22 protein-coding genes and 1 tRNA gene are annotated in these 24,925 nt (G+C 68.5%); 13 read left to right on the top strand and 10 right to left on the bottom strand.

The features are described from left to right. Positions 1 to 29: 29 nt before the first annotated feature. The 4 genes from AC3WQY_RS20135 to fliR are packed head-to-tail and all read left to right on the top strand — an operon-like array spanning position 30 to position 2,205. Positions 30 to 380, top strand: coding sequence for a FliO/MopB family protein (locus tag AC3WQY_RS20135; RefSeq protein WP_285231357.1), 351 nt, complete (start codon positions 30 to 32; stop codon positions 378 to 380). Next, positions 370 to 1,146 carry a flagellar type III secretion system pore protein FliP gene (fliP, locus tag AC3WQY_RS20130; protein WP_285231356.1) on the top strand — a complete coding sequence of 259 codons (777 nt, stop codon included), beginning with the start codon at positions 370 to 372 and terminating at the stop codon, positions 1,144 to 1,146. The genes AC3WQY_RS20135 and fliP overlap by 11 nt, the downstream gene beginning before the upstream one ends. 13 nt (positions 1,147 to 1,159) lie before the next feature. Next, positions 1,160 to 1,429, top strand: coding sequence for a flagellar biosynthesis protein FliQ (gene fliQ, locus AC3WQY_RS20125; RefSeq protein ID WP_285231355.1), 270 nt, complete (start codon positions 1,160 to 1,162; stop codon positions 1,427 to 1,429). Between the two features lie 11 nt (positions 1,430 to 1,440). Next, positions 1,441 to 2,205, top strand: coding sequence for a flagellar biosynthetic protein FliR (gene fliR / locus AC3WQY_RS20120; protein WP_285231354.1), 765 nt, complete (start codon positions 1,441 to 1,443; stop codon positions 2,203 to 2,205). A gap of 15 nt (positions 2,206 to 2,220) precedes the next feature. Here fliR and AC3WQY_RS20115 read toward each other — a convergent pair whose 3' ends face one another. From AC3WQY_RS20115 to AC3WQY_RS20095, 5 genes are all read right to left on the bottom strand, one after another. Continuing rightward, a complete protein-coding gene (locus AC3WQY_RS20115) occupies positions 2,221 to 2,748 on the bottom strand; it encodes a YfiR family protein (RefSeq protein ID WP_285231353.1) in 528 nt (175 codons plus the stop codon). Then, positions 2,745 to 4,751, bottom strand: coding sequence for a TonB-dependent receptor plug domain-containing protein (locus AC3WQY_RS20110; RefSeq protein ID WP_492710313.1), 2,007 nt, complete (start codon positions 4,749 to 4,751; stop codon positions 2,745 to 2,747). The genes AC3WQY_RS20115 and AC3WQY_RS20110 overlap by 4 nt, the downstream gene beginning before the upstream one ends. Next, positions 4,744 to 6,033: a diguanylate cyclase domain-containing protein gene (locus AC3WQY_RS20105; RefSeq protein WP_492710311.1), complete on the bottom strand. Its 1,290-nt coding sequence runs from the start codon at positions 6,031 to 6,033 to the stop codon at positions 4,744 to 4,746. Before AC3WQY_RS20105 ends, AC3WQY_RS20110 begins: the two co-directional genes overlap by 8 nt. A gap of 74 nt (positions 6,034 to 6,107) precedes the next feature. Next, complete coding sequence (locus AC3WQY_RS20100) at positions 6,108 to 6,755, bottom strand: response regulator (protein WP_285231350.1); 648 nt, start codon at positions 6,753 to 6,755, stop codon at positions 6,108 to 6,110. Next, positions 6,752 to 7,897, bottom strand: a complete 1,146-nt coding sequence (locus tag AC3WQY_RS20095) for a hybrid sensor histidine kinase/response regulator (RefSeq protein WP_285231349.1) — start codon at positions 7,895 to 7,897, stop codon at positions 6,752 to 6,754. The genes AC3WQY_RS20100 and AC3WQY_RS20095 overlap by 4 nt, the downstream gene beginning before the upstream one ends. Before the next feature lie 287 nt (positions 7,898 to 8,184). Between AC3WQY_RS20095 and AC3WQY_RS20090 the strand changes: the two genes are divergently transcribed. The 7 genes from AC3WQY_RS20090 to AC3WQY_RS20060 all read left to right on the top strand — a co-directional run bounded on the left by AC3WQY_RS20090 (position 8,185) and on the right by AC3WQY_RS20060 (position 17,904). Then, positions 8,185 to 8,646, top strand: coding sequence for a hypothetical protein (locus tag AC3WQY_RS20090; protein ID WP_425334611.1), 462 nt, complete (start codon positions 8,185 to 8,187; stop codon positions 8,644 to 8,646). A gap of 49 nt (positions 8,647 to 8,695) precedes the next feature. Then, complete coding sequence (locus tag AC3WQY_RS20085; protein WP_285231347.1) at positions 8,696 to 9,058, top strand: response regulator; 363 nt, start codon at positions 8,696 to 8,698, stop codon at positions 9,056 to 9,058. A gap of 25 nt (positions 9,059 to 9,083) precedes the next feature. Continuing rightward, entirely contained in the window at positions 9,084 to 11,204 is a 2,121-nt protein-coding gene (locus tag AC3WQY_RS20080) for a chemotaxis protein CheA (protein ID WP_492710309.1), read from the top strand. A gap of 32 nt (positions 11,205 to 11,236) precedes the next feature. Beyond that, positions 11,237 to 13,006, top strand: a complete 1,770-nt coding sequence (locus tag AC3WQY_RS20075; protein WP_492710307.1) for a methyl-accepting chemotaxis protein — start codon at positions 11,237 to 11,239, stop codon at positions 13,004 to 13,006. A gap of 43 nt (positions 13,007 to 13,049) precedes the next feature. Beyond that, a complete protein-coding gene (locus AC3WQY_RS20070; RefSeq protein ID WP_492710305.1) occupies positions 13,050 to 13,577 on the top strand; it encodes a chemotaxis protein CheW in 528 nt (175 codons plus the stop codon). A gap of 73 nt (positions 13,578 to 13,650) precedes the next feature. Next, complete coding sequence (locus AC3WQY_RS20065) at positions 13,651 to 15,798, top strand: methyl-accepting chemotaxis protein (protein WP_492710304.1); 2,148 nt, start codon at positions 13,651 to 13,653, stop codon at positions 15,796 to 15,798. Between the two features lie 39 nt (positions 15,799 to 15,837). Further along, positions 15,838 to 17,904 (top strand): methyl-accepting chemotaxis protein, encoded by a 2,067-nt coding sequence (locus tag AC3WQY_RS20060; RefSeq protein ID WP_492710303.1) that lies wholly within the window; start codon positions 15,838 to 15,840, stop codon positions 17,902 to 17,904. Between the two features lie 62 nt (positions 17,905 to 17,966). On the opposite strand, the gene AC3WQY_RS20055 is transcribed toward AC3WQY_RS20060, so the two are convergent. Continuing rightward, positions 17,967 to 20,483 carry an ABC transporter permease gene (locus AC3WQY_RS20055; protein ID WP_492710323.1) on the bottom strand — a complete coding sequence of 839 codons (2,517 nt, stop codon included), beginning with the start codon at positions 20,481 to 20,483 and terminating at the stop codon, positions 17,967 to 17,969. A gap of 201 nt (positions 20,484 to 20,684) precedes the next feature. Between AC3WQY_RS20055 and AC3WQY_RS20050 the strand changes: the two genes are divergently transcribed. Both AC3WQY_RS20050 and AC3WQY_RS20045 read left to right on the top strand, forming a co-directional pair. Beyond that, positions 20,685 to 21,539: a dioxygenase family protein gene (locus AC3WQY_RS20050; protein ID WP_492710301.1), complete on the top strand. Its 855-nt coding sequence runs from the start codon at positions 20,685 to 20,687 to the stop codon at positions 21,537 to 21,539. Next, positions 21,530 to 21,603, top strand: a tRNA-Gly gene (locus AC3WQY_RS20045). The genes AC3WQY_RS20050 and AC3WQY_RS20045 overlap by 10 nt, the downstream gene beginning before the upstream one ends. Positions 21,604 to 21,635: 32 nt before the next feature. Here the strand turns inward: AC3WQY_RS20045 and AC3WQY_RS20040 are convergent. The 4 genes from AC3WQY_RS20040 to AC3WQY_RS20025 all read right to left on the bottom strand — a co-directional run bounded on the left by AC3WQY_RS20040 (position 21,636) and on the right by AC3WQY_RS20025 (position 24,919). Then, positions 21,636 to 22,172: a hypothetical protein gene (locus AC3WQY_RS20040; protein WP_285231340.1), complete on the bottom strand. Its 537-nt coding sequence runs from the start codon at positions 22,170 to 22,172 to the stop codon at positions 21,636 to 21,638. A 151-nt stretch (positions 22,173 to 22,323) separates the two neighbouring features. Beyond that, positions 22,324 to 23,070: a substrate-binding periplasmic protein gene (locus tag AC3WQY_RS20035; RefSeq protein WP_285231339.1), complete on the bottom strand. Its 747-nt coding sequence runs from the start codon at positions 23,068 to 23,070 to the stop codon at positions 22,324 to 22,326. A 20-nt stretch (positions 23,071 to 23,090) separates the two neighbouring features. Continuing rightward, on the bottom strand, positions 23,091 to 24,056 hold the full coding sequence (locus tag AC3WQY_RS20030; protein WP_285231338.1) for a Gfo/Idh/MocA family oxidoreductase: 966 nt from the start codon (positions 24,054 to 24,056) through the stop codon (positions 23,091 to 23,093). Next, complete coding sequence (locus AC3WQY_RS20025; protein ID WP_285235606.1) at positions 24,053 to 24,919, bottom strand: class III extradiol dioxygenase subunit beta; 867 nt, start codon at positions 24,917 to 24,919, stop codon at positions 24,053 to 24,055. Before AC3WQY_RS20025 ends, AC3WQY_RS20030 begins: the two co-directional genes overlap by 4 nt. Between the last annotated feature and the right edge of the window lie 6 nt (positions 24,920 to 24,925).

The raw sequence follows: 24,925 nt of genomic DNA, 5'->3' as shown, positions 1-24,925 counted from the left end.
CGCCACTGCGCTCGCAGAATCGGGGGGCCATGAACAATCAATTCCTGCCCTTCCTCTGGTTTCTGGCCATCCTGGCCATGATCCCGGTGGCGCTCTGGCTGCTCAAGCGAAGCCCGATGGGCGCAGCGCTGAGCCAAGGCCAGATGCGTACCGTCGCCGTGCTGCCGCTGGCGCCGAATCAGAAAATCGTCACCATCGAGGTCGGCCAGGGCGAGGACCGGCGCTGGCTGGTGCTGGGCGTGACCGGCCAGCAGATCAGCACCCTGCATGTGATGCCGCCGCAGCCCGAGAGCGCCACACCGCCCGGCGGCTCGTTTGCCGAGCAGCTGCGCCAGCGCTTGGCGGGCGGCAAGCATGACGGGGCCAGCGATGCGAGCTGACTTTTTTGTTCGCTGCCCACGCTGGCTCAGGCAAGGCCTGACCCTCTCGGTCTTATCGGCGCTGGCTGGAGCGGCTTTAGCGCAATCCGCAGCACCCGCCAGCCTGCCCCTGCTGGTGGGCCAGGGCGCAGGCGGCAGCTACTCGGTGCCGATCCAGACCCTGTTGTTCTTCACCGCCCTGGGCTTCCTGCCCGCGGTGCTGCTGATGATGACGGGCTTCACCCGCATCGTCATCGTGCTCTCGCTGCTGCGCCAGGCGCTCGGCACCCAGGCCGCGCCGCCCAACCAGGTGATCGTGGGGCTGTCGCTGTTCCTCACCTTCTTCGTGATGAGCCCGACCCTGGACAAGGTCTATGCCGAGGCCTGGCAGCCCTACTCGGCCGGCAGCATCGCCTTCGACGAGGCGCTCAAGCGCGCCGAGGTGCCGATGCGCGGCTTCATGCTCAAGCAGACGCGCCAGGCCGACATGGCGCTGTTCAGCCGCCTGGCCAAGCTGGATGCCGGCGTCAAGCCCGAGGCCGTGCCCTTCAAGGTGCTGGTGCCGGCCTTCGTCACCAGCGAGCTCAAGAGCGCCTTCCAGATCGCCTTCCTGATCTTCATCCCCTTCCTCGTCATCGACATGATCGTCAGCAGCGTGCTGATGAGCCTGGGCATGATGATGCTGTCACCGGTGCTGGTGGCCCTGCCCTTCAAGCTGATGCTGTTCGTGCTCGCGGACGGCTGGAATCTGCTGCTGGGCTCGCTCGCCGCCTCCTTCGTCACCTGAAGTTCCGACCACCATGGATGCACAACAAGTCTTCACTTTCGGCCAGCAAGGCCTCTACATGCTGATGCTGGTGGCCGCGCCGGTGCTGCTGACCGTGCTGGCGGTGGGCGTGGTGGTGAGCATCTTCCAGGCCGCCACCCAGATCAACGAAGCCACCCTGTCCTTCGTGCCCAAGGTGCTCGCGGCGGTGCTGGTGCTGGCCATCACCGGGCCCTGGATGGTGACCACCCTGGTCGAGTACATCCAGCGCACGCTGCAGACGATCCCGCAAGTCGTGGGCTGAGGCAGGCCCATATGTTCAGCCTCACCGAGGCCCAGCTGCTGGCCTGGCTGAATCCGCTGCTGTGGCCCTTCGTGCGCACGCTGGCGCTGTTCGCCGGCCTGCCGGTGTTCAGCCAGCGCAATATGCCCATGCGCGTGCGCGTCGGGCTTTCGATCTTCGTGGCGATGGCGGCCCAGCCCTCGCTGCCGCCGATGCCGCTGACGCCGCTGGATTCCCTGCCCATGCTGCTCCTGCTGGTGGCGCAGCAACTGCTGATCGGGCTGTCGATGGGTTTCGCGGTGCGCCTGGTGTTCGCCGCGCTGGAGTTCGCCGGCGAGCTGATCGGCCTGCAGATGGGGCTGAATTTCGCCGGTTTCTTCGACCCCGCCACCGGCAGCCAGGGCACCGCCAGCGCGCGCTTCTTCGGCAGCATGGTGGCCTTTCTCTTCATCGCCATCAACGGCCACCTGCTGCTCATCAACGCGATGGTGCAGAGCTTCCAGGCCTTTCCGGTGGGCGACGAGCCCTTCCACTTTCTGCGCGTGGCCCAGCCCCAGGTCTGGGGCGCCGAGATCTTCCGCATCGGCCTGTGGATCGCCCTGCCCCTCATCACCATGCTGATGTTCGTCAACCTGGTGCTGGGCGTGATCGCACGCGTGGCGCCGCAGATCAGCGTGTTCTCGGTGGGCTTTCCGCTCACCGTGAGCATCGGCCTAATCGGCATGGTCGCCACCCTGCCGCTGATGCAGACGCCCTTCATGGTGGCGATGGAGCGGCTGCTCGCCGCCTTCACCTGAGTCCCGCCGACAGCGCTATCGCACCTCGCGCGCCAGCTTCAGCATCTGCGAGCTCAGCAGCAGGCCACGCCGCTTGGCCTCGGTGTTGTTGACGCGGAAGGCCAGGCCCTGCGGCTCCAGCATCAGCACGATGCTGGCGCCGGCGCGGTAGGCCTCGGGCGAGGCCCCCACCACCAGCACCGGCAGGTCGCCCAGCGCATGCATCCAGCGCCGCAGCTCGGCGCGGTCGCTATGGCCCAGCACCAGCAGCTGGCATTGCCCGACCTGCTGCGGTGAATCCAGGTTGAGGATCTGGATCGGCAGCCCGCCCATGGGCCGGTTGGGCAGGTTGCGCCAGGCCTCGCCATCCCCCTCGATGCCGGCCGTGCAATAGGTGAACTCGCGCAGCGGCGGCGGCGGCCATTGTGTGTACTGGGCAAAGCGGTGCACGAAGGCGGCGCGCATCTGCGCCTCGTCCAGGCCGCCCGCCGCGCGCGCCGCCGGCTGGCACAGGGCCAGATACAGGGCCAGGCACAGCCACAGCAAGATGCGCAGGCGGCTCATGATCCGAAGCGCCGCGTCAGGCTCAGCTGCAGCATGCGCCCTTCCTGCTTCTCGCCCGGGCCGCTGCCGGGATCGGCGCGCTCGATCACGCGCTTGTCCGCCAGGTTGTAGATGCCCAGCGCCACATCGGTGGCGTGATCGGGCTGCCACAAGAGGTTGGCGTGCAGCAGCGCATAGCCGGGCTGCGGCAGGGCCGGCGTGTCGTGCCGGCTCAGGGCCAGGGCCTGCAGGCCCAGGCGCAGGTCCTGGCGCAAAACCTGCGGCAACACCGGCATGCTCCAGCGCGCCTTCAGCAGCTGGCGCGGCGAATTGCTCAGGCGCTGGCCCTCGGCATCGCGGCACTGCTGCAGGCTCCAGCTCAGCTCGCCGCGCTGCCCGCCGGCCCATTGCCCCTGCAGCGCCAGGTCCAGCCCGCGGCTGCGCACCGGCGTGGCGTTCTCGAAGATGCCCTGCGCGCCGCTGGCGGTGATGAGGTCGTGCAGGCGCGACTGGTAGACCGAGACCTGGTAGCGCCACTGGCGCGTGAGCGCATGGTCCAGCGACAGCTCCAGGGTGCGGATGCGCTCGCGCCGCGGCTGCTCGCGCTCGTACAGCGCATTCACCTGGAACTCGTACAGATTGGCGCCGCGGAAGGCGCTGCCATAGGCCAGGCGCAGCGTGGCGTCCTCGCGCAGCGCCCAGACCCAGGCCGCGCGCGGGTTGAGGCTCTTGCCGGCCTCCACCGCATCGTCGCGCCGCAGGCCCAGCACCAGCGTGTGCTGGCTGGCAACGCGCCATTCGTCCTGGATGAACAGGCCCCAGCGTCGGTCATTGCCCCAGAAGGCGCCCCATTCGGGCTCGCCGACATTGCCATAGCTGATGCGCTGCTGCGCGTCATGCTGGTACTCGACGCCCAGGCTGAGGTAATGGCCCGCCCAGCGCTGCGTGCCCAGGCGCGCCTCGGCGATGCTCCAGCGCCCCAGGTTGTCGCTGCGGAACTGCTGGCGCAGGCCCTGCTCGTCGCGGTAGGGATCGTCGTCGCGGAACAGGAAGCGCTGGGTCGACAGGCTCAGCCACAGGTCCCAGTCCTCGCCCAGCGTGCGCTCCAGCGCGACCGAGGCAAAGCTGTCGCGCAGCGCGGCGCGGCGCTGGTCCAGCTGCAGCTGCGGCAGGCGATCCAGCACGGTGGGCGTGCCGCGCAGGCGCTCCACATGGCCCAGCCTGAGGGTCAGGCCTTGCCAGCTGAGATAGGCGCCGAACTTGCCACCGCGGTCCCAATCCCTGGGCAGGTATTGCAGCGCCGTGCGCGGGCCCACATAGGGCGGCAGTTCCAGCTCGGGGCGCTCGTAGCCGCTCACCCAGGCGCCCCACTCCAGCCCACCCTCGTGCAGGCGCCCGCCGGTGCTGGCGCGCAGCTCGCCATAGCGGTGCGAGGCGGCGCTGGCGCGCAGCTCCAGGCCGGACAGCTTGTCGGCCCGCTTGGTGACGATGTTGATGACGCCGAAGAAGGCGTTGTTGCCATACAGCGCCGAACCCGGCCCGGGCGTGAACTCGACGCGCTCGATCTGATCGGCCTCGACCGGGAACTCGCCGCCGACGAAGCCGGCGTCGTGCACGTTCTCGTTGATGCGGCGGCCGTCCAGCAGAAACAGCAAGCGGGTGTTGTAGTCGCCCGGGCGGCCTAAGCCCCGCGCACCCACATAGGTGAAGACGGTGTTGCTGCTGACCTGCAGGCCGGGCAGCAGGCGCAGGATGTCGGCCATATGGCGCAGGCCATAGCTCTGGATGTCGGCCGCCGTCAGCACATGGGTGAGCGCCGGTGCGCGCGTCGCGCCCTGGGCAAAACGCGTCGCGGTCGACACCTCGATGTCGCGCGGTACTTCCGAGAGCCCCTGGCGCAGCAGTTCCTCAAGGCTGGGCGGCTCCTCGGCCGCAGCATTCTGGCCCCAGGCCGCCGGCCCGCTGAGGCCCAGCGCCAGCGCCAGGCCCAAGGCCAATCCTGGCACCGATACGCGATCATTCATCCACATGTCCTGCCCTGCGATAGGTGTTCTTGCCGGCGCGCTTGGCCTCGTACATGGCCTGGTCGGCGAGCTTGAGCAGCTCGGCCGGGTCGCTGCTGTCCTGGGGGCAGAAGGCCAGCCCCACGGTCGCGCCCACCGGCATCAGCTGCTCCTGCACATGCAGCGGTGCGCGCACCGCGGCGATCAGGCGTTCGGCCAGATGCTCGGCCGCGGCGGTATCGGCCAGCCCCGGCAGGAGCAGCGCGAATTCGTCGCCGCCCAGCCGGCACAGCAGGTCGGTGCTGCGCAGCACCGAGGCCATGCGATGCGCCATCTCGCGCAGCACCGCATCGCCGGCCTCGTGCCCATGGCTGTCGTTGACGGTCTTGAAGTTGTCGAGATCGATGAACATGAGCGCCATCAATTCCCCGGCCTGCACCGCATGGCCGACCTGGCGCTGCAGCTCGGACTGGAAGAACAGCCGGTTCGGCAGCTGGGTCAGGGCGTCGCGGTGCGCCAGCTGCTGCAGCTGCTGGCCCGCCACCTGCTCCTGGTGCAGCTGCTCGTTCAGCTCGCCCTGCCAGACCTCGATGCGCTTGAGCATGGCGTTGAAGCGCTCGGCCAGCCGGCCCACCTCGTCGCGCCGGCGCACCGCCGCGCGCAGGCCGTAGTCGCGCTGCCGGGCCACGCGGTCGGCCAGCTGCGAGAGCTCGACGATGGGCGCCAGCGCGCGCCGCTGCACCCGCCCCAGCACCCAGGCCGCCACCAGGATGGCCAGCAGGATCAGCACCAGGCCCATCAGGCTCATCTGCCACGCAAACTGGCGCAGCTGCTGCAGGCTTTCACGCAGGCGGATCGAGCCGATGTTCTCGCCCTTGAGCTGCACCGCGGCCCAGACTTCCAGCTCGGCATCGCCCAGCGCGCCCGGCGCAGCCGCCGGCGCCGGCCCCGGCGCCCAGCTGGCGAAGGGGCTGCCGTCCGTGCGCAGCACCTGCACCAGCCGCAGATCGCCGCGCCTGGCGAAGGCCTGCAACTCGGCCTGCGCCGCTGCGCCGTCCTCGAAGGCCATCATGGGCGCCAGGTTGTTGGCCAGCAGCATGGCGCTGAGCTCGGCCGCACGCTGCTGGCGCTCGCGCGCGGCCAGCCAGAAGGCCTCGGCAATGAAGGCAAAGGTCAGCAGCATGGTCAGGCTCAGCACCAGCAGGTTCAGCAGCGTGAGCCGCCGCACCAGCGAGCTCGGCCCGGCCGCGCGCGACGCGGCAGGGCTGGGCTCGCTCAGCTTGTGAGGCGCGGATAGAGGCATGGGCTGCAACAGCCTGTGGAGGGAGTAAGCGCTTTATCGGCGCCCCGGCGCCGGACTTGAGCCGGGCGGGCGCGTCAGCTCTGCACCAGGCCGTTGCGGATCGCGTAGACGGTGAGCTCGGAGTTGTTCGCCAGCCCCAGCTTCTCCAGCACGCGGGCGCGGTAGACGCTCACGGTCTTGGGGCTCAGCATCAGCTCTTCGGCGATGTCCGACAGGCGCTTGCCCGAGGCGATCATCACCAGGGTCTGCAGCTCGCGATCGGAAAGTTTCTGGTGCGCCTGCTCGGTCACCGGCGCGGTGAGGCTCTCCACCAGCATCTGGGCGATTTCGGGCGTCACGTACTTGCGCCCCTGAGCCACCGTGCGCACCGCCTGCACCAGCAGCTGCGGATCGCCGCCCTTGTTGACATAGCCGAAGGCGCCCGCGCGCAGCGCGCGGATCGCGTACTGGTCTTCCGGGTACATGGAGACGATCAGCACGCGCAGCGGATTGCCCTCGTCCTTCAGCACATGCAGCACGTCGAGGCCGCTGCGGCCCGGCATATTGATGTCCAGCACCAGCACGTCGCAGGGCTGGTCGGGGCCGAGATCGCGCAGCAGGCTGCGCAGCTCGCCGTAATCGCCGGCCTCGCCGACGACCTCGATATCGGCCACGTCCGAGAGCGTGTCGCGGATGCCGCGCCGTATCAGCGCATGGTCGTCACACAGAATTACCTTGATCATGTTCCGCCCCAAGCAGATGGGTCATGCTCCGCTTCGGAGTTTGCTTCATCGTCCAGCTGCTGGGCGCGCGGCGCTTCCAGCGGCACCGACAGGATCAGGCTGGTGCCGCGCGCGCTGCTGCTCAGGTCCACCCAGCCGCCCACCGTGGCCGCGCGCTCGTGCAGACCGCGGATGCCGAAGCTGCGCGCCTTGGCGAGGTCGCCCGGCGCGATGCCGCTGCCGTTGTCGCTGACCTCCAGGGTCAACACGCCGGAGTCCATGCTCAGCTCGATGCTGACCTTGCTGGCATTGGCGTGCTTGGAGACATTGGTGAGCGCCTCCTGCGCGGTGCGGTAGGCCACCAGCGGCACACCGGCGGGCAGCTGGATCTGCTCCTGGCTGGTGCGCACCGAGGTGAGGATGCCGGTGCGGCGCTCGAAGCGCCCCGCCATCCACTGCACCGCCGCCACCAGGCCTTGCTCGAGGATGGCCGGGCGCAGGTTGTGCATGATGCGCTGGCTCGCCTCGATGGCATTGCTGACCGTTTCCAGCGCCGATTGCACGCGCTGGCGCACGCCCTCGTCCTGGGCATGGCGGGCGATCCAGGCGAGGTCGAACTTGAGCGCGGTGAGCGAGCCGCCGACGTCGTCGTGGATCTCGCGCGCGATCGCGGCGCGCTCCATCTCCACGCTGGTCTGCAGATGGCCGGCCAGCTCGTGCAGGCGCTGCTTGGACTTGTGCAGTTCGCGGTCGGCCTCGACGCGCGCCAGCTGTGCCTCGTTGGCCTCTATCGCATGCAGCAGCGCCGGCGCCAGCCGCGCGAGATTGTTCTTCAGCAGGTAGTCGGAAGCGCCGGTGCGCATCGCGGCCACCGCGGTGTCTTCGCCGATCTCGCCCGAGACCAGGATGAAGGGGATCAGCTTGCGGCTTTCCTTCAGCAGGTCCAGTACCACCAGGCCCGAGAAACCGGGCAGGTTGTAGTCGGACACGATTGCATCCCAAGGCTGCTGCAGCGCTTGGGCAACTTCGGCCAGCGAATCGACACGTTCAACGTCAAGCTCCAGCCCGGCCCGTCGCAACTGGGCCAATATCAGCTGGTGGTCCAGCTCTGAATCTTCTACATGCAAAACGCGCAATCGGCGATCGGCGGTGGGGATCGTCATGGCCGCGAGTATGCCAAGTTTGCGAGACGCCCCGGCCCGGACATTCCCAGGAGAAATCCAACCGATTGCACGGAATAACACGCCTTGACGGGTTAACCCGTATTGGGGCTGCAACAAAATAGCCGATTCCAACAAATAGCCCGGCTTTGACTTCATTGTCCTGTCGACACGAGAACAAGAAATGCCGAAGATTCCAGCCATGTAAGCAATTGCTGCGGCGGCCCTGGCCGCAAGCAATTGCGCGCTCATCACGGGCTTGCACCTGGAAGATCAACCGCGGAGCCAAGATGCAGATGAATGAATCGCCAGTCCCACCAGAATCAGGGCTCATTCCCTTGCTGGCCGCGGCTGAGCTGCAGGATCACCTGATGACGGTGACCCATGATCTGGAGCGCTTGCAGCGCCTCTTGGACGATGCCGGAGAGTCGCTCTCCACCCATTTCTACAGCGCCTCCAACCATGTGAACGAGTTGCTGCGCCTGGCGGCCGAGCACCCCGACGCGAGCAATGGCAGCCTGCACAAGGTGATGGAACACATTGCCGGCGCCATCACCGCGCTGCAGTTCCAGGACATGGCCACGCAGCTGATCGCCCATACCAGCCAGCGCCTGCGCAACTGCGCCGACCAGTTGGCGCGCGATACCTTTGGCGACGACGAGGACGGCGAGGCGGTGGTGGAAATTGCGCCGCTGCGGCCCAACCCCGTCACGCAGGACGAGATGGACGCGGGTTCCATCGAATTGTTCTAAAGAATTTTCAAGTACAACCGAAAACAGCCTGTTATCCGGAGAGAAAGCGATGCATTCAATTCTTGCTGTGGACGATTCGGCCTCGATGCGCCAGATGGTCTCCTTCACCCTGAAGAACGCGGGTTTCAACGTGGTCGAAGCGGTGGACGGGCAGGACGCCTGGGAAAAGTCCGGCACACGCGACTTCGATCTGGTGCTCACCGACCAGAACATGCCACGCATGGACGGCATCAGCCTCACCAAGAAACTGCGCGACAACCCCAAGTTCAAGACCACGCCGATCCTGATCCTGACCACCGAGTCGAGCGACCAGATGAAACAGGCCGGCCGAGCGGCAGGTGCGACGGGCTGGCTGGTGAAGCCCTTCGACCCGGCCAAATTGATCGAGGTGATCGGCAAGGTCATTCGCTGAACGGCCCCGCAACCAGGAGCAAGACATGGGCGAAATGACCAATGAAGGCGCCAGCCTGAGTGCCGGCATTGACCTGAGCCAGTTCTATCAGGTCTTCTTCGAGGAGGCGAGCGAGAACCTCGACAACATGGAACAGCTGCTGCTGAACCTAAACATCGAGACCGCCGACGACGAGGAACTGAACGCGATCTTCCGCTGCGCCCACTCCATCAAGGGGGGCGCTGCAACCTTTGGCTTCAGCGATGTGGCCGAACTGACGCACCAGATGGAGACGCTGCTGGACAAGCTGCGCCGCCACGAGTTGCAACCCAATTCCGAGATGGTGGACGTGCTGCTGCAGTCGGGCGATGCCCTGCGCGCGCAGCTGGGCCGCCACCAGGGCTCGGGCGCCGACGCGGTGGACACCAGCGATCTGCTGGCCCGCATCCGTGCGCACGTGGAGGGCGAGGCCGCCCCGGCGCCCGCGCCCAAGGTGGCCACCGCGGCCCCGCCGCCGGCCAAGCCTGCGCCCATCCCCAAGGCCACCACGCGCCAGCTCGAGTTGCAGGTGGGCCCGCTGACCGATCTGAGCCTGGCCGACAACCTGGTCGAGCTGTTCAAGGAGATCACCGACCTCGGCACCATCGAACCGCTCGACGCGGGCGTGGCCGCAGACGGCATTCGCCGCTTCAAGATTCTCACCGGCAGCACCGACAGCGATCTGCTGGACCTGTTCACCTTCCATGTGGCGCGCGAGCAGGTCAAGCTCATGCCGCTGGGCCCCGGCTTCGGTTTCCACGAGGGTGCGCCGGGCGCGCCGCCGGTGGAAGAGGCCAAGCCCGAGGACCTGGGCTACGGCTTCTTCGACGATGCCCCCGGCCTGCCGGCCGGCACCACCGCCGGCACCGAGGTGCAGGCGGTGGCCGCCAGCGAGGCCAAGCCGGCCGCAGTGGCCGTCAAGCCCGCCGCCAAGGTCGAGCCGCGCGCGGCCGCCGGCGGCATGGACCAATCGACCCTGCGCGTCTCGGTCGAGAAGGTCGACCAGCTGATCAACCTGGTGGGCGAGCTGGTGATCACCCAGGCCATGCTGGCGCAGAACAGCCGCAATGTGGATCCGGGCCTGTATCAGCAGCTGACCTCGGGCCTGGCCGATCTGGAACGCAATACCCGGGATCTGCAGGAATCGGTGATGTCGATCCGCATGATTCCGATGTCGGTGGTGTTCAACCGCTTCCCGCGCATGCTGCGCGACCTGGCCGCCAAGCTGGGCAAGAAGGTCGAGCTGGTGACCCAGGGCGAGGCCACCGAGCTGGACAAGGGCCTGGTGGAAAAGATCACCGACCCCCTCACCCACCTGGTGCGCAACAGCTGCGACCATGGCATCGAGACCCCGGCCGAGCGCGCCGCCAAGGGCAAGCCCGAGCATGGCACCATCACCCTGGTGGCCTCCCACCAGGGCGGCTCCATCGTCATCGAGGTGCGCGACGATGGCCGCGGCCTGAACCGCGAGAAACTGATCCGCAAGGCACGCGAGAAGGGCATCGATGCGCCCGACTCGATGACCGATGCCGAGGTCTGGGGCCTGATCTTCGCGCCCGGCTTCTCCACCGCCGACCAGGTCACCGACGTCTCCGGTCGTGGCGTGGGCATGGACGTGGTGAAGCGCAACATCACCTCGCTGGGCGGCACGGTCGAGATCGACTCGGCCGAAGGCTATGGCATGAAGGTCTCGGTGCGCCTGCCGCTCACCTTGGCCATCATGGACGGCATGAGCGTGGGCGTGGGCGAAGAGGTCTACATCCTGCCGCTGTCCTCGGTGGTCGAGTCCTTCCAGGTGCAGGCCGACACCATCAAGACGGTGGGCGGCTCGGGCCGCGTGGTCGAGGTGCGCGACGAATTCATGCCGGTGCTTGAGCTGGAGCAGATCTTCAACGTGCCCCGCTTCGACTTCGAGCATGTCAGTTCCATCATGGTGGTGGTGGAGGCCGAGGGTGGCCGCGTCGCCCTGATGGTGGACGAGTTGCTCGGCCAGCAGCAGGTGGTGGTGAAGAACCTGGAGGCCAATTACCGCAAGGTCACCGATGTCTCCGGCGCCACCATCATGGGCGACGGCCGCGTGGCCCTGATTCTGGATGTGGGCAGCCTGATCCGCCGTTCGCGGCACTGAGGCCGCGCCCTTCGTTTGTTAGAGGATTTGGAATGAACTTCAGCGCCTTGTTGCGCCACTTCAGCATCCGCGTTCGCATGATCGGTGCGATCGCGATGGTGCTGGCCCTGCTGACCCTGGTGGGCGGCGTTGGTCTGTACGGCATGGGCTCGCTGAAAAGCCAGACCAAGAACTTCGCCGACATGTCGGTCAACGAAGCCAACGCGCTGACGGCGCTGGTGCGCGGCATGGGGGACCTGCGCCGCTACGAGAAGGACATGCTGCTCAACTATGAGCAGGCCGAGGCCGTCAAGTCCTACCACCAGAAATGGGATGAGACCCGCGCCGGTGTGGACAAGGTCATCAAGGAAATGCTGGCGGGTGAAGAGGACGCCGACAACGTCGTGCTGCGCAAGCTCCAGCCCCTGCTGCAGGACTACGCCGACAAGGCGCAGCCGGTCGTCAAGCAGCTGGAAGCCGGCGGCTACGACAACGCCGCCGCCGCCAACAAGCTGATGGCGCAGGCCAAGGCCAGCGCCCATGCGGCCGAGCAGCTCATCGACGAACTGCGCAAGGCGCTGCGCGACGAATCGCAAGCCGCCATGCGAGAGGCCGAGGGCACGCAGCGCCTGGTGCTCTCGGTCTTCATTGCCGTGCTGGCGGTGAGTGCCCTCATCGTCGTGCCCCTGACCCTGCTGAACATGCACAGCATCTGCAAGCCGCTGGCCGAGGCCGAGGCGCTGGCCGGTGCGATTGCCAAGGGCGACCTCACCACCGACGACATCAAGGTCGAAGGCAAGGACGAGGCCTCGCATCTGCTGGAGTCGCTGCTGCACATGCAGCAAGGCCTGCAGAGCCTGGTCGGGCAGCTGCGCACCTCGGCCGATTCGATCCGCACCGCCTCGGTGGAGATCGCCTCGGGCAACCAGGATCTCTCCGGCCGCACCGAGCAGACCGCCAGCAATCTGCAGCAGGCCGCCTCCTCGATGGTGCAGCTGACCGGCACGGTCAAGCAGACCGCCGACTCCGCGCGCACCGCCAACCAGCTGGCGACCTCGGCCTCCACCGCCGCGGCCAAGGGCGGCGAGGTGGTGGGCCATGTGGTCAGCACCATGGACGAGATCAACACCAGCTCCAAGCGCATCGGCGACATCATCGGCGTGATCGATGGCATCGCCTTCCAGACCAATATCCTGGCCCTGAATGCCGCGGTGGAAGCCGCGCGCGCGGGTGAACAGGGCCGCGGCTTCGCGGTGGTGGCCGGCGAGGTGCGCAGCCTGGCGCAACGCAGCGCCGAGGCGGCACGCGAGATCAAGAGCCTGATCAGCGCCAGCGTGGAGCGCGTCGAGACCGGCTCGCGCCTGGTGCAGGACGCCGGCAACTCGATGAACGAGATCGTCAGCAGCGTGCAGCGCGTCACCGACATCATCGGCGAGATCACCGCCGCCGCCAGCGAGCAGAGCGACGGCATCGGCCAGGTCAATCAGTCGGTGGTGCAGCTCGACCAGATGACGCAGCAGAACGCCGCCCTGGTGGAAGAGTCCGCCGCCGCGGCCGAGAGCCTGAAGGACCAGGCGGAGCGGCTGTCGATGGCGGTGGACCGCTTCCGCATCGATGCCAAGACGGCCCATGCCGCGGCAGCGCCGAGGCCCGCCCCGCCCCCTGCGACGCTCAAGCCGAGCCCGGCGCCGCGCGCCATCGCGCCCGCCGCCGCCAAGCCCGCGACCAAGCCGGCCGCAGCCCTCAAGCCTCCCGTCAAGCCGGCAGCGCCCAAGCCCGTGGCGGCGGCCACGCATGACGACGGCAGCTGGGAAACCTTCTGAGCCCTCTTCTCCATCCACCATCCCGCACCACCAGAGGTCAAGCATGGAAATCGTCCAACAAGCATCCAATCAGGTCGTACCTCACGCCGCGGGCAGCACGGCCTTGAAGGCCCAGGGGCCCGCCAGTGGCGAGTACCTGACCTTCCGCCTGGGCTCCGAGGAGTACGGCATCGACATCCTGAAGGTGCAGGAGATCCGTTCCTACGAGCCGCCCACGCGCATCGCCAACGCGCCCGAGTTCATCAAGGGTGTGGTGAACCTGCGCGGCGTGATCGTGCCCATCGTCGACCTGCGCCTGAAGCTGGGTTGCCCGAACGCCGAGTACAACAGCTTCACCGTGGTGATCGTGCTGAACGTGCGCAGCCGCGTGGTCGGCGCGGTGGTGGATTCGGTCTCCGATGTGCTGGAACTCAGCCGCGATTCGATCCGCCCCGCCCCCGAGCTGAACGCCAGCGCGGTGGACACCAGCTTCATCACCGGCATCGGCTCGGTGAACGACCGCATGCTGATCCTGATGGACATCGAGGGCCTGATGAGCAGCGCCGACATGGGCTTGATGGAAAGTCTCTGAGCGGCGATCAGCCGAAAACCAAAGGCGTCAGCAACCTGACTGCACGCCAGACATCTCAAGTTGGGAGACTCGCATGAGCTCTGGAGTAACCTCGATCGCGCGCCGCGTATCGCTGGTTGGCGTGGTCACCCTGGCCCTGGTGCTGCTGGGCACCAGTGGCGTGTTGAGCGTGCTGCTCACCAGCGCGGCCAAAGACCGCGTCACCACCTGGGTAGGCGACAAAACCCAGTCCCTGGTCGACTCCATGCAGGCCATGGACGACGTGGCCAAGACCATGGTCAAGCAGAGCTTCGGCACCTTCCGCCAGGACTTCGGGCCGGTGTTCACGCTGGATGAGGCCAGCGGCGATCTGCGCGACTGGGGCCCCAAGCTCAACGGCAACACCACCCAGGTGGACAAGTTCGCCGGCACCACCGGCGGCGCCGCCGCCATCTTCATCCTCAAGGATGGCGCCTTCGTGCGCATCACCTCCTCCATCAAGCTGGCCAATGGCGAGCGCGACGCCGCGCCGCTGGGCAAGGCCCATCCGGCCTTTGCCACGCTCTCGCAGGGCACGGCCTACGCCGCCCGCGAGGTCATGTACGGCAAGGTCTACATGGCCTATTACGAGCCGCTCAAGAGCGAGGCCGGCAAGGTGATCGGCCTGCTGGCGATCGCGCTGGACATGGAGGGCTTCCAGAAGGCCATGGACCAGATGGCCGCCGACGCCAAGTTCTTCGAGTCCGGTGGCACCTATGTGCTGGCGTCCAACGGCGACCCCAAGCAGGCACGCTTCGTCTCGCATCCGAGCGCCAAGGGCAAGCTGGTGAGCGAGCTGGTGCCCGATGTGGACAAATTCATCGCCGAACTGGAAGGCGCCAAGGACGGCTATGTCTCCGACGCCCCGAACGTGCTGGGCGGCAAGGCCAGCAGCTATTTCGCGGTTGGCAAGCGCAACGGCCAAGGCGGTTTCTGGGTGATTGCCCAGGTGGCCGGCAGCGAGGCCATGGCCTCGCACTGGGCCACCATGGTGCCGTTCTGGATCCTGCTTGGCGGCGCCACGCTGGCGCTGGGTTACGGCCTGTTCTGGATGATGCGCAACTGGGTGGCGGCGCCGCTGGCCTCGCTGAGCCAGGCGGTGCAGGCGATCGCGCGCGGCGATCTCTCCCAGAGCGTCAGCAACGACCGCAACGACGAGATCGGCGCGCTGATACGCGAGACCGAGGCGATGCGGCAGCGCCTGGCCGACACCATCGGCACGGTGCGGCATTCGGTCGACTCGATCGGCACCGCCAGCACCGAGATCGCCACCGGCAACCAGGACCTGAGCCAGCGCACCGAGCAGACCGCCTCCAATCTGCAGATCGCGGCCTCCTCGATGGAAGAGCTCACCGGCACGGTGAAGCAGACCGCCGACTCGGCGCGCACCGCCAACCAACTGGCCTCCTCGGCCTTCACCGCCGCGGCCAAGGGTGGCGAGGTGGTGAGCCAGGTGGTCGCCACCATGGAAGAGATCAACACCAGCTCCAAGAAGATCAACGACATCATCGGCGTGATCGACGGCATCGCCTTCCAGACCAATATCCTGGCGCTGAACGCCGCGGTGGAAGCCGCGCGTGCCGGCGAGCAGGGCCGCGGCTTCGCCGTGGTGGCCAGCGAGGTGCGCAGCCTGGCGCAGCGCAGCGCCGAGGCCGCCAAGGAGATCAAGACCCTGATCGGCGCCAGCGTCGACCGCGTGGAAGTGGGCTCGCGCCTGGTGGAAGCGGCCGGCCAGTCGATGACCGAGATCGTCGCCAGCGTGCAGCGCGTCTCCGACATCATCGGCGAGATCACCGCCGCCGCCAGTGAGCAGAGCGACGGCATCGGCCAGGTCAACCAGTCGGTGGTGCAGCTCGACCAGATGACGCAGCAGAACGCGGCCCTGGTGGAAGAGTCGGCCGCCGCGGCCGAAAGCCTCAAGGAGCAGGCGCAGCGACTGGTGGAGGCCGTCTCGGTCTTCAAGGTCTCCGCCAGCGAGCCCCATGCCAGTGCCAAGCCGGCCGCGCCGCGGCCCGGCCCGGCCAAGTCAGCGCCGCTCGGCGCCAGGCCCGCGCAGCAGCCCGCCAGGGCGCCGCAAGCCGCGCCGATCAAGGCCGCCCCGGCCAAGGCCGCGCCCGCAGCCGCAACCGTGGTGGCGGCCGCGCCGGCACGCGCCGAGGCCAAGGCAGTGACCGTGAACGAAGGTGAGTGGGAGAGTTTCTAAAAGAGGCCGACAAGGCCCGAGCGCCACCAAGGAGCACGCATGTTTGAATCGATCAAGACCCGCCTGATTGCGCTGAGCATCGGCGTCGTGGTGCTGAGCTTGCTCGCCGCCACGGTGGCCAACTACGCCACCGTGCGCAGCCATACGCAACACCAGGTGCTCGCCTCCATGGACGAGTTGGCGGCCGCGCGCGGCGCCACCATCGCCCAATGGGTGCGCTCGCAAAAAGACATCATCGGCGCGCTCGCGCCGGCCGTGGCCGCCGCGGACCCGGTGCCGCTGCTGGTGCAGGCCGCCAAGTCGGGCCGGCTGGATGCGGCCTATATCGGTTTTGCCGACAAGAAGATCGTCTTCAACGCGCCGCAGAACCTGCCGCCCGACTACGACCCCACCAGCCGCCCCTGGTACACCCAGGCCGCAGGCGCCAGCGGCAGCATCATCACGCCGCCCTATGTGGACGCGGCCAAGAAGCTGCTGGTGGTGACCTTTGCCCAGGCCATCAAGGACGGGGGCTCGACCAAGGCCGTGACCGCCTCGGACGTGTTCCTGGATGACGTGGTGGCCACCGTCAAGGCCATCAAGCCCACGCCCAACGGCTTTGCCTTCCTGACCATGTCGGACGGCCGCATCGTCGCCCACCCGGATGCCAATCTGGCGCTCAAGCCGTCCAGCGATCTCTCGGCCCAGCTCGATGCCAAGGCCCTGAAGGCCGCGCAGGAAGCCAAGGGCGAATGGATCGAGGCCAAGGTCGGCGATGCCAGCTATCTGGTGCGCGGCGTGGCCATCCCCGACACCGACTGGACGCTGTATGTGGCGGCCGACCGCAGCGAGGCCCTCGCCTCGCTGAGTTCGCTGCTGCGCGCCGCGGCCATCACCGCCCTGGTGATGATGGCGCTGGCCGGCCTGGTGGTGACCGGCAGCATCACCGGCCTGCTGCGCGGGCTGGACCGCGTGCGCAAGGCGCTGGACGAAATCAGCGCCGGCGGCGGCGACCTCACCCAACGCCTGCCCGCCGACAGCAAGGACGAGATCGGCCGCATTGCCAGCTCCTTCAACACCTTTGCCGAGAAGATCCAGCACATCCTGCTGGACGTGCGCGCCGCCAGCAGCTCCATCACCACCGCCTCCAGCGAGATCGCCACCGGCGCGCAGGACCTGTCGCAGCGCACCGAGCAGACCGCGTCCAACCTGCAGCAGGCGGCCTCCTCGATGGAGCAGCTCACCGGCACGGTGCGCCAGACCGCCGATGCCGCCCAGACCGCCAACCAGCTGGCCTCCTCGGCCTCCAGCGCCGCGGCCAAGGGCGGCGAGGTGGTGAGCCAGGTGGTCTCGACGATGGACGAGATCAACACCAGCTCCAAGAAGATCAACGACATCATCGGCGTGATCGACGGCATCGCCTTCCAGACCAATATCCTGGCGCTGAATGCCGCGGTGGAAGCGGCGCGTGCCGGTGAGCAGGGCCGCGGCTTCGCGGTGGTGGCCAGCGAGGTGCGCAGCCTGGCGCAGCGCAGCGCCGAGGCCGCCAAGGAGATCAAGGCCCTGATCGGCGCCAGCGTCGATCGCGTGGAAGTGGGCTCGCGCCTGGTGGAGGCGGCCGGCCAGTCGATGACCGACATCGTGTCCAGCGTGCAGCGCGTGACCGACATCATCGGCGAGATCACCGCCGCCGCCAGCGAACAGAGCGATGGCATCGGCCAGGTGAATGGCGCGGTGGTGCAGCTGGACCAGATGACGCAGCAGAACGCGGCGCTGGTGGAAGAATCCGCCGCCGCGGCCGAAAGCCTGAAGGACCAGGCGCATCGGCTCACCGAGGTGGTGTCGGTGTTCCGCCTGGGCAACGACGACGCCAAGCATGGCGGCTATGCCATGGCCGCCAGCTCGCCCAAGCCGGCCCCGAAGGCCGCAGGGGCCAAGCCAGCGGCGTCCAAGCCCGCCAGCCCACACCCCGCCGCCAAACCTGCCACCTCCGCGGCCGCCAAACCTGCCACCACCGCAGCCGCCGATGGCTGGAGCGCCAAGCCCGCCAAGCCCGCAGCAGCTCCGCCCGCCCCTGCTGCCGCCGCGGCGCAGGACGACGCGCATGGCGACTGGCAATCCTTCTGAGGCCTGCCTCCGCCAGCCACAAGGGCCGCATCTGCGGCCCTTTTTCATTCTCGCCGCTCAGCTCACTGCGTATCGGCCTGGCGCAACGTCGTCACCACCGGCTGCAGCAGCACATTGCGCAGGCTCCACCAGCCGGCCAGCTGCGCCAGCAGCGCGCCGCAGACCATGCTGGCCAGCGGCACCCAGGGGCTGGCGCGCCAATCGAACTCGAACACATAACGCGCCAACAACTGACCCAGCAGCAGCGCCACGGCGCCGGCCAGCAGGCCCGCCAACGCGCCCAGGCCCAGCAGCTCGGCGCGCTGCACCTGGCGCAGCAGGGCCGAACTCGCACCCAGCGCGCGCATCAACGCGAACTCGCGCGTGCGCAGCTCGCGCGTGCTGCTCACCGCCGCCAGCAGCACCACCAGGCCGGTGGCCAGCGTGAACATGAAGAGGAACTGCACCGCATTGATGACCTGGCCCAGCACCGCCTGCATCTGGTTCAGCTGGGCCGACACATCCACCGCGGTGATGTTGGGGAACTCGTGGCTGAGCCGTTTGTCCAGCGCCAGGCCGGCCTCCGCCGCGGGCGCGCGGTAGGCGGTGATGTAGCTACCGGGCAGCTCACCCATCTCCTTGCGCGGGAAGATCACGAAGAAGTTGGCCCGCATCGAGCTCCAGTCCACCTTGCGCAGGCTGGTGATGCGCGCCTCCACCTGGATGCCTGCGACGTCGAAGCGCAGCCTGTCGCCGAGCTTGAGCCCGAGCTGCTCGGCCAGGCCCTCCTCGACGCTGAGGCCATCGGCCTCGTCGTTCTGCCAGCGCCCGCCCACCACCTGGTTGTGCTGCGGCAGCTCGGCCGCATGGCTCAGATTGAACTCGCGCTCGGCCAGGCGCTGGGCGCGCTCCTGGGCGAACTGCTCGGGCCGCACCGCCTGGCCGTTGATGCCCACCAGGCGGCCTCGGATCATCGGATACCAGTCGTAGCCATGCACGCCCGCGCCCTCGAGCGCCGCGCGCATCGCCTCGCCCTGCTCGGGCTGGATATTGATGATGAAGCGGTTCGGCGCGTTCGCCGGCGTGGCCTGGCGCCAGCTGGCGATCAGGTCGGTGCGCAGCAGCACCAGCAGCGCCAGCGCCAGCAGGCCCACCGCCAGCGCCGCCACCTGCACCACCGCCAGCAACGGGCGTGCCGCCAGCTGGCGCGTGGCCAGCAGCAACCAGCGCGGCGCCCCCGCCTGCGGCACCAGGCGCCGCAACAGCAGCACCGCACCCCAGGCCAGCAGCGCAAACAGCGCCAGCGCGGCGGCAAAGCCCAGCGCGGCGATCAAGCCCAGCGTGGGATCGGCCGAGAGCGTCACCAGCATGGCGCCAAAGCCCAGCACGCCCGCGCCCAGCACCGCCAGTGAGCCGAGCTTGGCGCTGCCCAGCTCGCGCCGTATCACGCGCAGCGGCGGCACCGCCGCCAGCTGCAGCACCGGCGGCAGGCCAAAGCCCAGCAGCAGGGTCATGCCCATGCCCAGGCCCAGCGCCACCGGCCAGCCGCTGGCGGCCGGCAGCTTCACCTCGATCAGCCCGGCCAGCAGGGCCACAAAGGCATAGTGCAGCGCAAAGCCAAGCAGCACGCCCGCCACGCTGGCCACCAGGCCCGCGCCACCGAACTCCAGGCCATAGGCCCAGGCCAGGCGGCGCTGCGGCTGGCCCAGCACGCGCAGCATGGCGCAATCGTCCAGGTGCCGGGCGGCGAAGTCGCGCGCGCTCAAGACCACCGCCACCGCCGCCAGCAGGGCCGCCAGCATCGCCACCAGGTTGAGGAACTTGCCGGCGCGGTCCAGGGTCTGGCGCATCTCGGGCCGGCCGCTTTCCAGCGACTCCAGGCGCACGCCGCGCCAGCCCTCGCTGGCGATCAGCGCCGTGGCCTCGCGGGAATAGCGCTGCCAGTCCTGGCTGGCGCGGCCCGCGGCACCATCCGGCGCGATCACCGCATAGCGGTAGGTCACGCGGCTGGCGGGCTGTATCAGCGCGGTGGCCGCCAGATCGGCCTGGGCCAGCATCACGCGCGGCGCAAAGCTCATGAAGCCGGCGCCACGGTCGGGCTCGTTGGCGATCACGCCGGCCACGCGCAGGCTGGCCTCGCCCAGCAGCAGGGTATCGCCCGGCTTCAGGCCCAGGGCATCGAGCACCTGGGCATCGACCCAGACCTCGCCCGCCGCCGGCGCACCGACGCGCCGCCCATCGCTCAGCTCGACGCGCCCGCGCAGCGGATAGCCCGCACCCACCGCCTTCACCGCCACCAGGCGGCTGGCGCCGCCCTGCGCATCGGTGGCGCGCGCCATGCTGGGAAAGGCGGTGCTATCCACCGCCGTCAGGCCCTGGGCCTGCGCCAGTTCGCGCAGCTTGGGCGGCGTGGGCTGGTCGCTCGCCACCACCACGTCGCCGCCCAGCATCTGCGCCGCATCGCGCCGCAGGCCCTGGTCGAGCCGGTCGGCCAGAAAGCTCACCGCACAGACGGCGGCCACCGCCAGCGCCACCGCCAGCATCAGCAGGCGCAGTTCGCCGGCGCGCCAATCGCGCCAGAGCTGGCGCCAGGCCAGCATCAACACCGAGGGGCGCCTGGCGGCGGGGCGGGCCGGCGCGGCGGCCGGAGCGACGAGTGCGGGGCTGTCATCCATGGGGCGCACTGTACCCACAGGGGCGGCCCGGCGGGCAGTGTGGAATTGCATGCCATGCAAATGGCTTGAACCCTGCATGCAAGCCCGTGCTGCCCCAGTTGGCGCGCGCCCTGCTTCAATACAGCCATGAGCACCAGCACCTTCGCCCCCCTCTTCGTCTCGCACGGCTCGCCCATGACGGCCCTGCAGCCCGGCGCCGTGGGCGCCTTCTGGCGCCAGCTGGGTGCCGCCCTGCAGCGCCGCCGCCCGCGCGCCATCCTGGCGCTCTCGGCCCACACGCTGGCGCGCGAGCCTCTGCTGCTGGCCGGCGAGCGCCAGCATGCGGTCTACGATTTCGGCGGCTTCGACCCCGAGCTCTACACCTTGCGCTACGACGCACCCGGGGCGCCCGGCCTGGCCGCCGAGCTGCTGCAGCGCCTGGGCAACGCGCGCGTGCGCGCCCTGCCCGAGGCCGGCCTGGACCACGGCATCTGGACGGTGCTGCGCTTCATGTTCCCCGACGCCGAGGTGCCGGTGCTGCCGATGGCCTGGTCGCCGCGCGCCAGCCCGGCCGAGCTGTTCCAGCTCGGGCAAGACCTGGCCCCGCTGGCCGAGGAAGGCGTGCTCATCATCGGCAGCGGCTCGATCACGCACAACCTGCGGCGCGTGTTCGCACAAGGCATGCCGCCGATCGACGCGCCCGAGATCCGTGAGTCGGCCGAGTTCCGCGCCTGGATGCTGGCGCGCAGCGCCGCGCGCGACTGGGACGCCCTGCTCGACTATCGCCAACAGGCGCCGCATGCGGTGGACATGCACCCGACCGACGAGCACCTGCTGCCCTGGTTCATCGCCGCCGGCGCGGGCGGCCGGCTAGACGCGCCGCAGCGCCTGCACGACAGCCTCACCTATGGCTGCCTGGGCATGGACGCCTACGCCTTCGGGCCGGAAGCAGCGGCACTGGCCGAGGAGCTGCCTATAATCGCCGCCGAGACGCGGGTGTAGCTCAATGGCAGAGCTGAAGCTTCCCAAGCTTAAGACGAGGGTTCGATTCCCTTCACCCGCTCCACAACTGCTCAAGCCATGCCAGTGGCACGGCCATCACGGCAACCGTGCGCTGCGTGACTCCGCCGCAGCCGCTTCGTAGCCTTTGCGCGTGATCTCGTAGACCTCGCCACGCTCACCGTGCGCGACGAGCAGGCCTTGGTCGGCCAACTCCTTCAGGGCCGACTCCCAGGTGGCCAGGGCACGGTGGTCGGACTTATCGGTGAACAGGCTCGCGCCATTCGTGTGCAGATCGACGCTGGCGCCGAACTTCTCGTACAAGAGGTAGCCGCTGGGATCGGACGCCGTCGCCACGAGCAAGCTGCGCGCCTCCTTCGACAACACGGGCGCGGGAGCCCCCACGCCCGGCAGCTTTGACGGATTGGCATCCGAGGCGTGAAACATGGCGACGCCGAAGCCGAACACGCCCGCAAACAGCAAGACAAAGATGCCGACGCGGATCTTCACCGCCGCCTTCGCAAAGAAGACATAGGCCAAGATCGACAGCGCAACGACCAGCAGTGCGAGGATGCCCAACTGGCTCTGTGCCGCTGCCTTGATGATGTCGGGCAGACTCTTGAAGAGTTGGTCCATGGCTCCCCCTGTGTGCTCGGCTGGGCTTCGCTGGCCGCGCGGTGGACGCCGACCGGGCACCCCGCTGCCGCCTCAATCTACCTCAGATATCGCACTCACCATCAATCGCCCCGAGTTGGCACACGGCATCGGGCTTCAAAGCCCAGCCCCCTCACCTCCCATACAGCCCCTGCAGCCTCTCCACCACCCCGTCCCGCTGCAGCTTGCGCAGCGCCGCATTCCAGCGCTCGACCTCGCTCTCGGGCGTCTGCGCCGACAGGGCGATATAGCCCGGTGACTCCAACAGCATCACGGCCGTCTTGCGCACCGCCGCCGGTGCGATGGCCAGCAGCTGCAGGCGGCGCTCCATGCCGGCTTCGGCGGCCGCGAGGTAGCGCACGCGGCCGGCCATCAGCATGCGCAGGCATTGCTCAACGCTGCGCACGCGTGTCAGGTCGGTGAACTTCTTGTCGCTCAGCAACTGGTCGTGCACGTTCTGGTTGACCACGCAGATGCCGCCCTGTCTGGCGTCGTCCAGCTGTCGCAATTCAAGCGCGTCGTCGGCGCGTTGGTAGAGGTAATCCCGCTCATGCGAAATCGGGCCGACCCAGCGGAACAGCGCCTCGCGCGCCGGCGTGCGGCTGAGGTTGAACAGGGCCACATGCGCGTCCGCGGCCAGCCACTTCAAGCCGCGCGCCAGGGGCACGGTTTCGATCTGCGCCACCAGCCCCAGCTCGGCGAGCAGGGCCCGCACCAGCTCCACGTAGAAGGCGCGCTTGCCACCATGCGCGCGGCCCACCAGTTGCCCGTCCACCTGCTGCACCGCATCGGCCGTGCTGTGCGTCAGCACGGTCCAGCCGGGCTCCGCCGCGCCGGCCGGCTGCAGGCACAGCCAGCTCAGCAGACCGGCGGCAAGCATGCGGACAGGCCTCATTGCGATCAGCCCAGCTGCCGCTCCAGCTGGTCCAGCACGCGGTAACAGTCCAGCACCTGCGCCACGCTGGCGTTGGGCTCGCGGCCCGCGCGGATGGCGGCGAGGAACTCGCGGTCCTGCAGCTCGATGCCGTTCATCGACACGTCCACCTGTGAGACGTCGATCTTCTCGTCGCGGCCGTTGAACAGATCGTCGTAGCGGGCGATATAGGTGCCGCTGTCGCCGATGTAACGGAAGAAGGTTCCCAGCGGCCCATCATTGTTGAAGGACAGGCTCAGGGTGCAGATCGCGCCATTGGCCGCCTTGAGCTGGATCGACATGTCCATCGCGATGCCCAGGGTCGGGTGAATGGGGCCCTGGACGGCATTGGCCTTGACGATCGGGCTGCCGCACTGGTAGGCGAACAGGTCCACCGTGTGCGCGGCGTGGTGCCATAGCAGGTGGTCGGTCCAGCTGCGCGGCTGGCCCAGCGCGTTGATATTGCTGCGGCGGAAGAAATAGGTCTGCACATCCATCTGCTGGATGTTGAACCTGCCGGCTCGCACCTGCTGGTGAACCCATTGGTGGCTGGGGTTGAAGCGCCGCGTATGGCCGCACATCGCCACCAGGCCGCTGGCCTGGGCCTGGCGCACCACCGCCTCGCCCTCGGCCAGCATGTCGCACAGCGGAATCTCCACCTGCACATGCTTGCCGGCCCGCAGGCAGGCCAGGGTCTGGCTGGCATGCAGCTGGGTGGGCGTGCACAGGATCACCGCGTCCACCGCGGGCATCGCCAGCACCTCGCCCAGCTCGGTGCCGGCATGGTCAATGCCGTAGCGGCGCGCCACCTCGCGGGTCTTGTCCAGCTCGCGGCCGATCAGGGCGAGCACCTCGACACCATCGATCTGCCGCAGCGCGTCCAGATGCTTGAGTCCGAAGGCGCCGGCGCCCGCCAGGGCGACCTTGATGGGCTTGGATTGGCCGCTATTCATGTGTTCTCCAGGATCAGATGGCCCACCGCCGTGTTGGACGCCGGCACGTGATAGAAGCGCTGGCGCAGGCGCGGCGGCGGGCCACCGGCCACATCGGCCATGGCGCCGCGCGCGATCAGCCACATCACCAGCTCGATGCCCTCGGAACCGGCCTCGCGCACGTAGTCGATATGCGGCCGCTGCGCCAGCGTGGCCGGGTCGGCGATCAGCTGGTCCAGGAAGGCGTTGTCCCAGGCACGGTTGATGAGGCCGGCGCGCGCGCCCTGCAATTGGTGGCTCATGCCGCCCGTGCCCCAGATCTGCACCGTCAGCGCCTCGTCGAAGCTCTCGACCGCGCGCCGTATCGCCTGGCCCAGCTGGAAGCAGCGCCGGCCCGACGGGGCCGGGTACTGCACCACGTTGACGGCGATCGGGATCACCTTGCAGGGCCAGGAAAAATGGTCGGCGGGCGGCTGGCCGCACATCAGCGAGAGCGGCACGGTGAGGCCATGGTCCACCTCCATGCGGTTGACGATGGTGAGGTCGAAGTCCTGCTGGATGAGTGACTGCGCGATATGCGCCGCCAGCTCCGGATGGCCCTGCACCACCGGCACCGGGCGCGCCCCCCAGCCCTCGTCGGCCGGCTTGAACTCGGGCGCGCAGCCGATCGCGAAGGTCGGGATCATGTCCAGGCTGAAGGCCGTGGCATGGTCGTTGTAGACCAGCAGGATGACGTCGGGCCGGTTCTCGAGCATCCACTGCCGGCTCGCCGCGTAGCCGGCGAACAGCGGCTGCCAATAGGGCTCTTCGGTCCTGCCCTGATCGATCGCCACGCCGATGGCGGGCACGTGCGAGGTGTAGACGCTGGCGCTGATGCGGGCCAGCCCGGG

It is taken from the genome of Roseateles sp. FW301-B2 (genome assembly GCF_058788955.1).
This window is presented reverse-complemented; position numbering and strand designations above follow the sequence as displayed.

Bases quoted from the DNA above. Each gene is read 5' to 3' on its own strand.
- AC3WQY_RS20050 (WP_492710301.1), top strand. From the start codon at position 20,685: ATGAGCACCAGCACCTTCGCCCCCCTCTTCGTCTCGCACGGCTCGCCC.
- AC3WQY_RS20095 (WP_285231349.1), bottom strand. From the start codon at position 7,897: ATGACGATCCCCACCGCCGATCGCCGATTGCGCGTTTTGCATGTAGAA.
- AC3WQY_RS20065 (WP_492710304.1), top strand. From the start codon at position 13,651: ATGAGCTCTGGAGTAACCTCGATCGCGCGCCGCGTATCGCTGGTTGGC.
- AC3WQY_RS20030 (WP_285231338.1), bottom strand. From the start codon at position 24,056: ATGAATAGCGGCCAATCCAAGCCCATCAAGGTCGCCCTGGCGGGCGCC.
- AC3WQY_RS20105 (WP_492710311.1), bottom strand. From the start codon at position 6,033: ATGCCTCTATCCGCGCCTCACAAGCTGAGCGAGCCCAGCCCTGCCGCG.
- AC3WQY_RS20060 (WP_492710303.1), top strand. From the start codon at position 15,838: ATGTTTGAATCGATCAAGACCCGCCTGATTGCGCTGAGCATCGGCGTC.
- AC3WQY_RS20110 (WP_492710313.1), bottom strand. From the start codon at position 4,751: ATGAATGATCGCGTATCGGTGCCAGGATTGGCCTTGGGCCTGGCGCTG.
- fliP (WP_285231356.1), top strand. From the start codon at position 370: ATGCGAGCTGACTTTTTTGTTCGCTGCCCACGCTGGCTCAGGCAAGGC.
- AC3WQY_RS20040 (WP_285231340.1), bottom strand. From the start codon at position 22,172: ATGGACCAACTCTTCAAGAGTCTGCCCGACATCATCAAGGCAGCGGCA.
- AC3WQY_RS20135 (WP_285231357.1), top strand. From the start codon at position 30: ATGAACAATCAATTCCTGCCCTTCCTCTGGTTTCTGGCCATCCTGGCC.
- AC3WQY_RS20115 (WP_285231353.1), bottom strand. From the start codon at position 2,748: ATGAGCCGCCTGCGCATCTTGCTGTGGCTGTGCCTGGCCCTGTATCTG.
- AC3WQY_RS20075 (WP_492710307.1), top strand. From the start codon at position 11,237: ATGAACTTCAGCGCCTTGTTGCGCCACTTCAGCATCCGCGTTCGCATG.
- AC3WQY_RS20080 (WP_492710309.1), top strand. From the start codon at position 9,084: ATGGGCGAAATGACCAATGAAGGCGCCAGCCTGAGTGCCGGCATTGAC.
- fliR (WP_285231354.1), top strand. From the start codon at position 1,441: ATGTTCAGCCTCACCGAGGCCCAGCTGCTGGCCTGGCTGAATCCGCTG.
- AC3WQY_RS20100 (WP_285231350.1), bottom strand. From the start codon at position 6,755: ATGATCAAGGTAATTCTGTGTGACGACCATGCGCTGATACGGCGCGGC.
- AC3WQY_RS20090 (WP_425334611.1), top strand. From the start codon at position 8,185: ATGCAGATGAATGAATCGCCAGTCCCACCAGAATCAGGGCTCATTCCC.
- AC3WQY_RS20035 (WP_285231339.1), bottom strand. From the start codon at position 23,070: ATGCTTGCCGCCGGTCTGCTGAGCTGGCTGTGCCTGCAGCCGGCCGGC.
- AC3WQY_RS20085 (WP_285231347.1), top strand. From the start codon at position 8,696: ATGCATTCAATTCTTGCTGTGGACGATTCGGCCTCGATGCGCCAGATG.
- AC3WQY_RS20055 (WP_492710323.1), bottom strand. From the start codon at position 20,483: ATGCTGGCCTGGCGCCAGCTCTGGCGCGATTGGCGCGCCGGCGAACTG.
- fliQ (WP_285231355.1), top strand. From the start codon at position 1,160: ATGGATGCACAACAAGTCTTCACTTTCGGCCAGCAAGGCCTCTACATG.
- AC3WQY_RS20070 (WP_492710305.1), top strand. From the start codon at position 13,050: ATGGAAATCGTCCAACAAGCATCCAATCAGGTCGTACCTCACGCCGCG.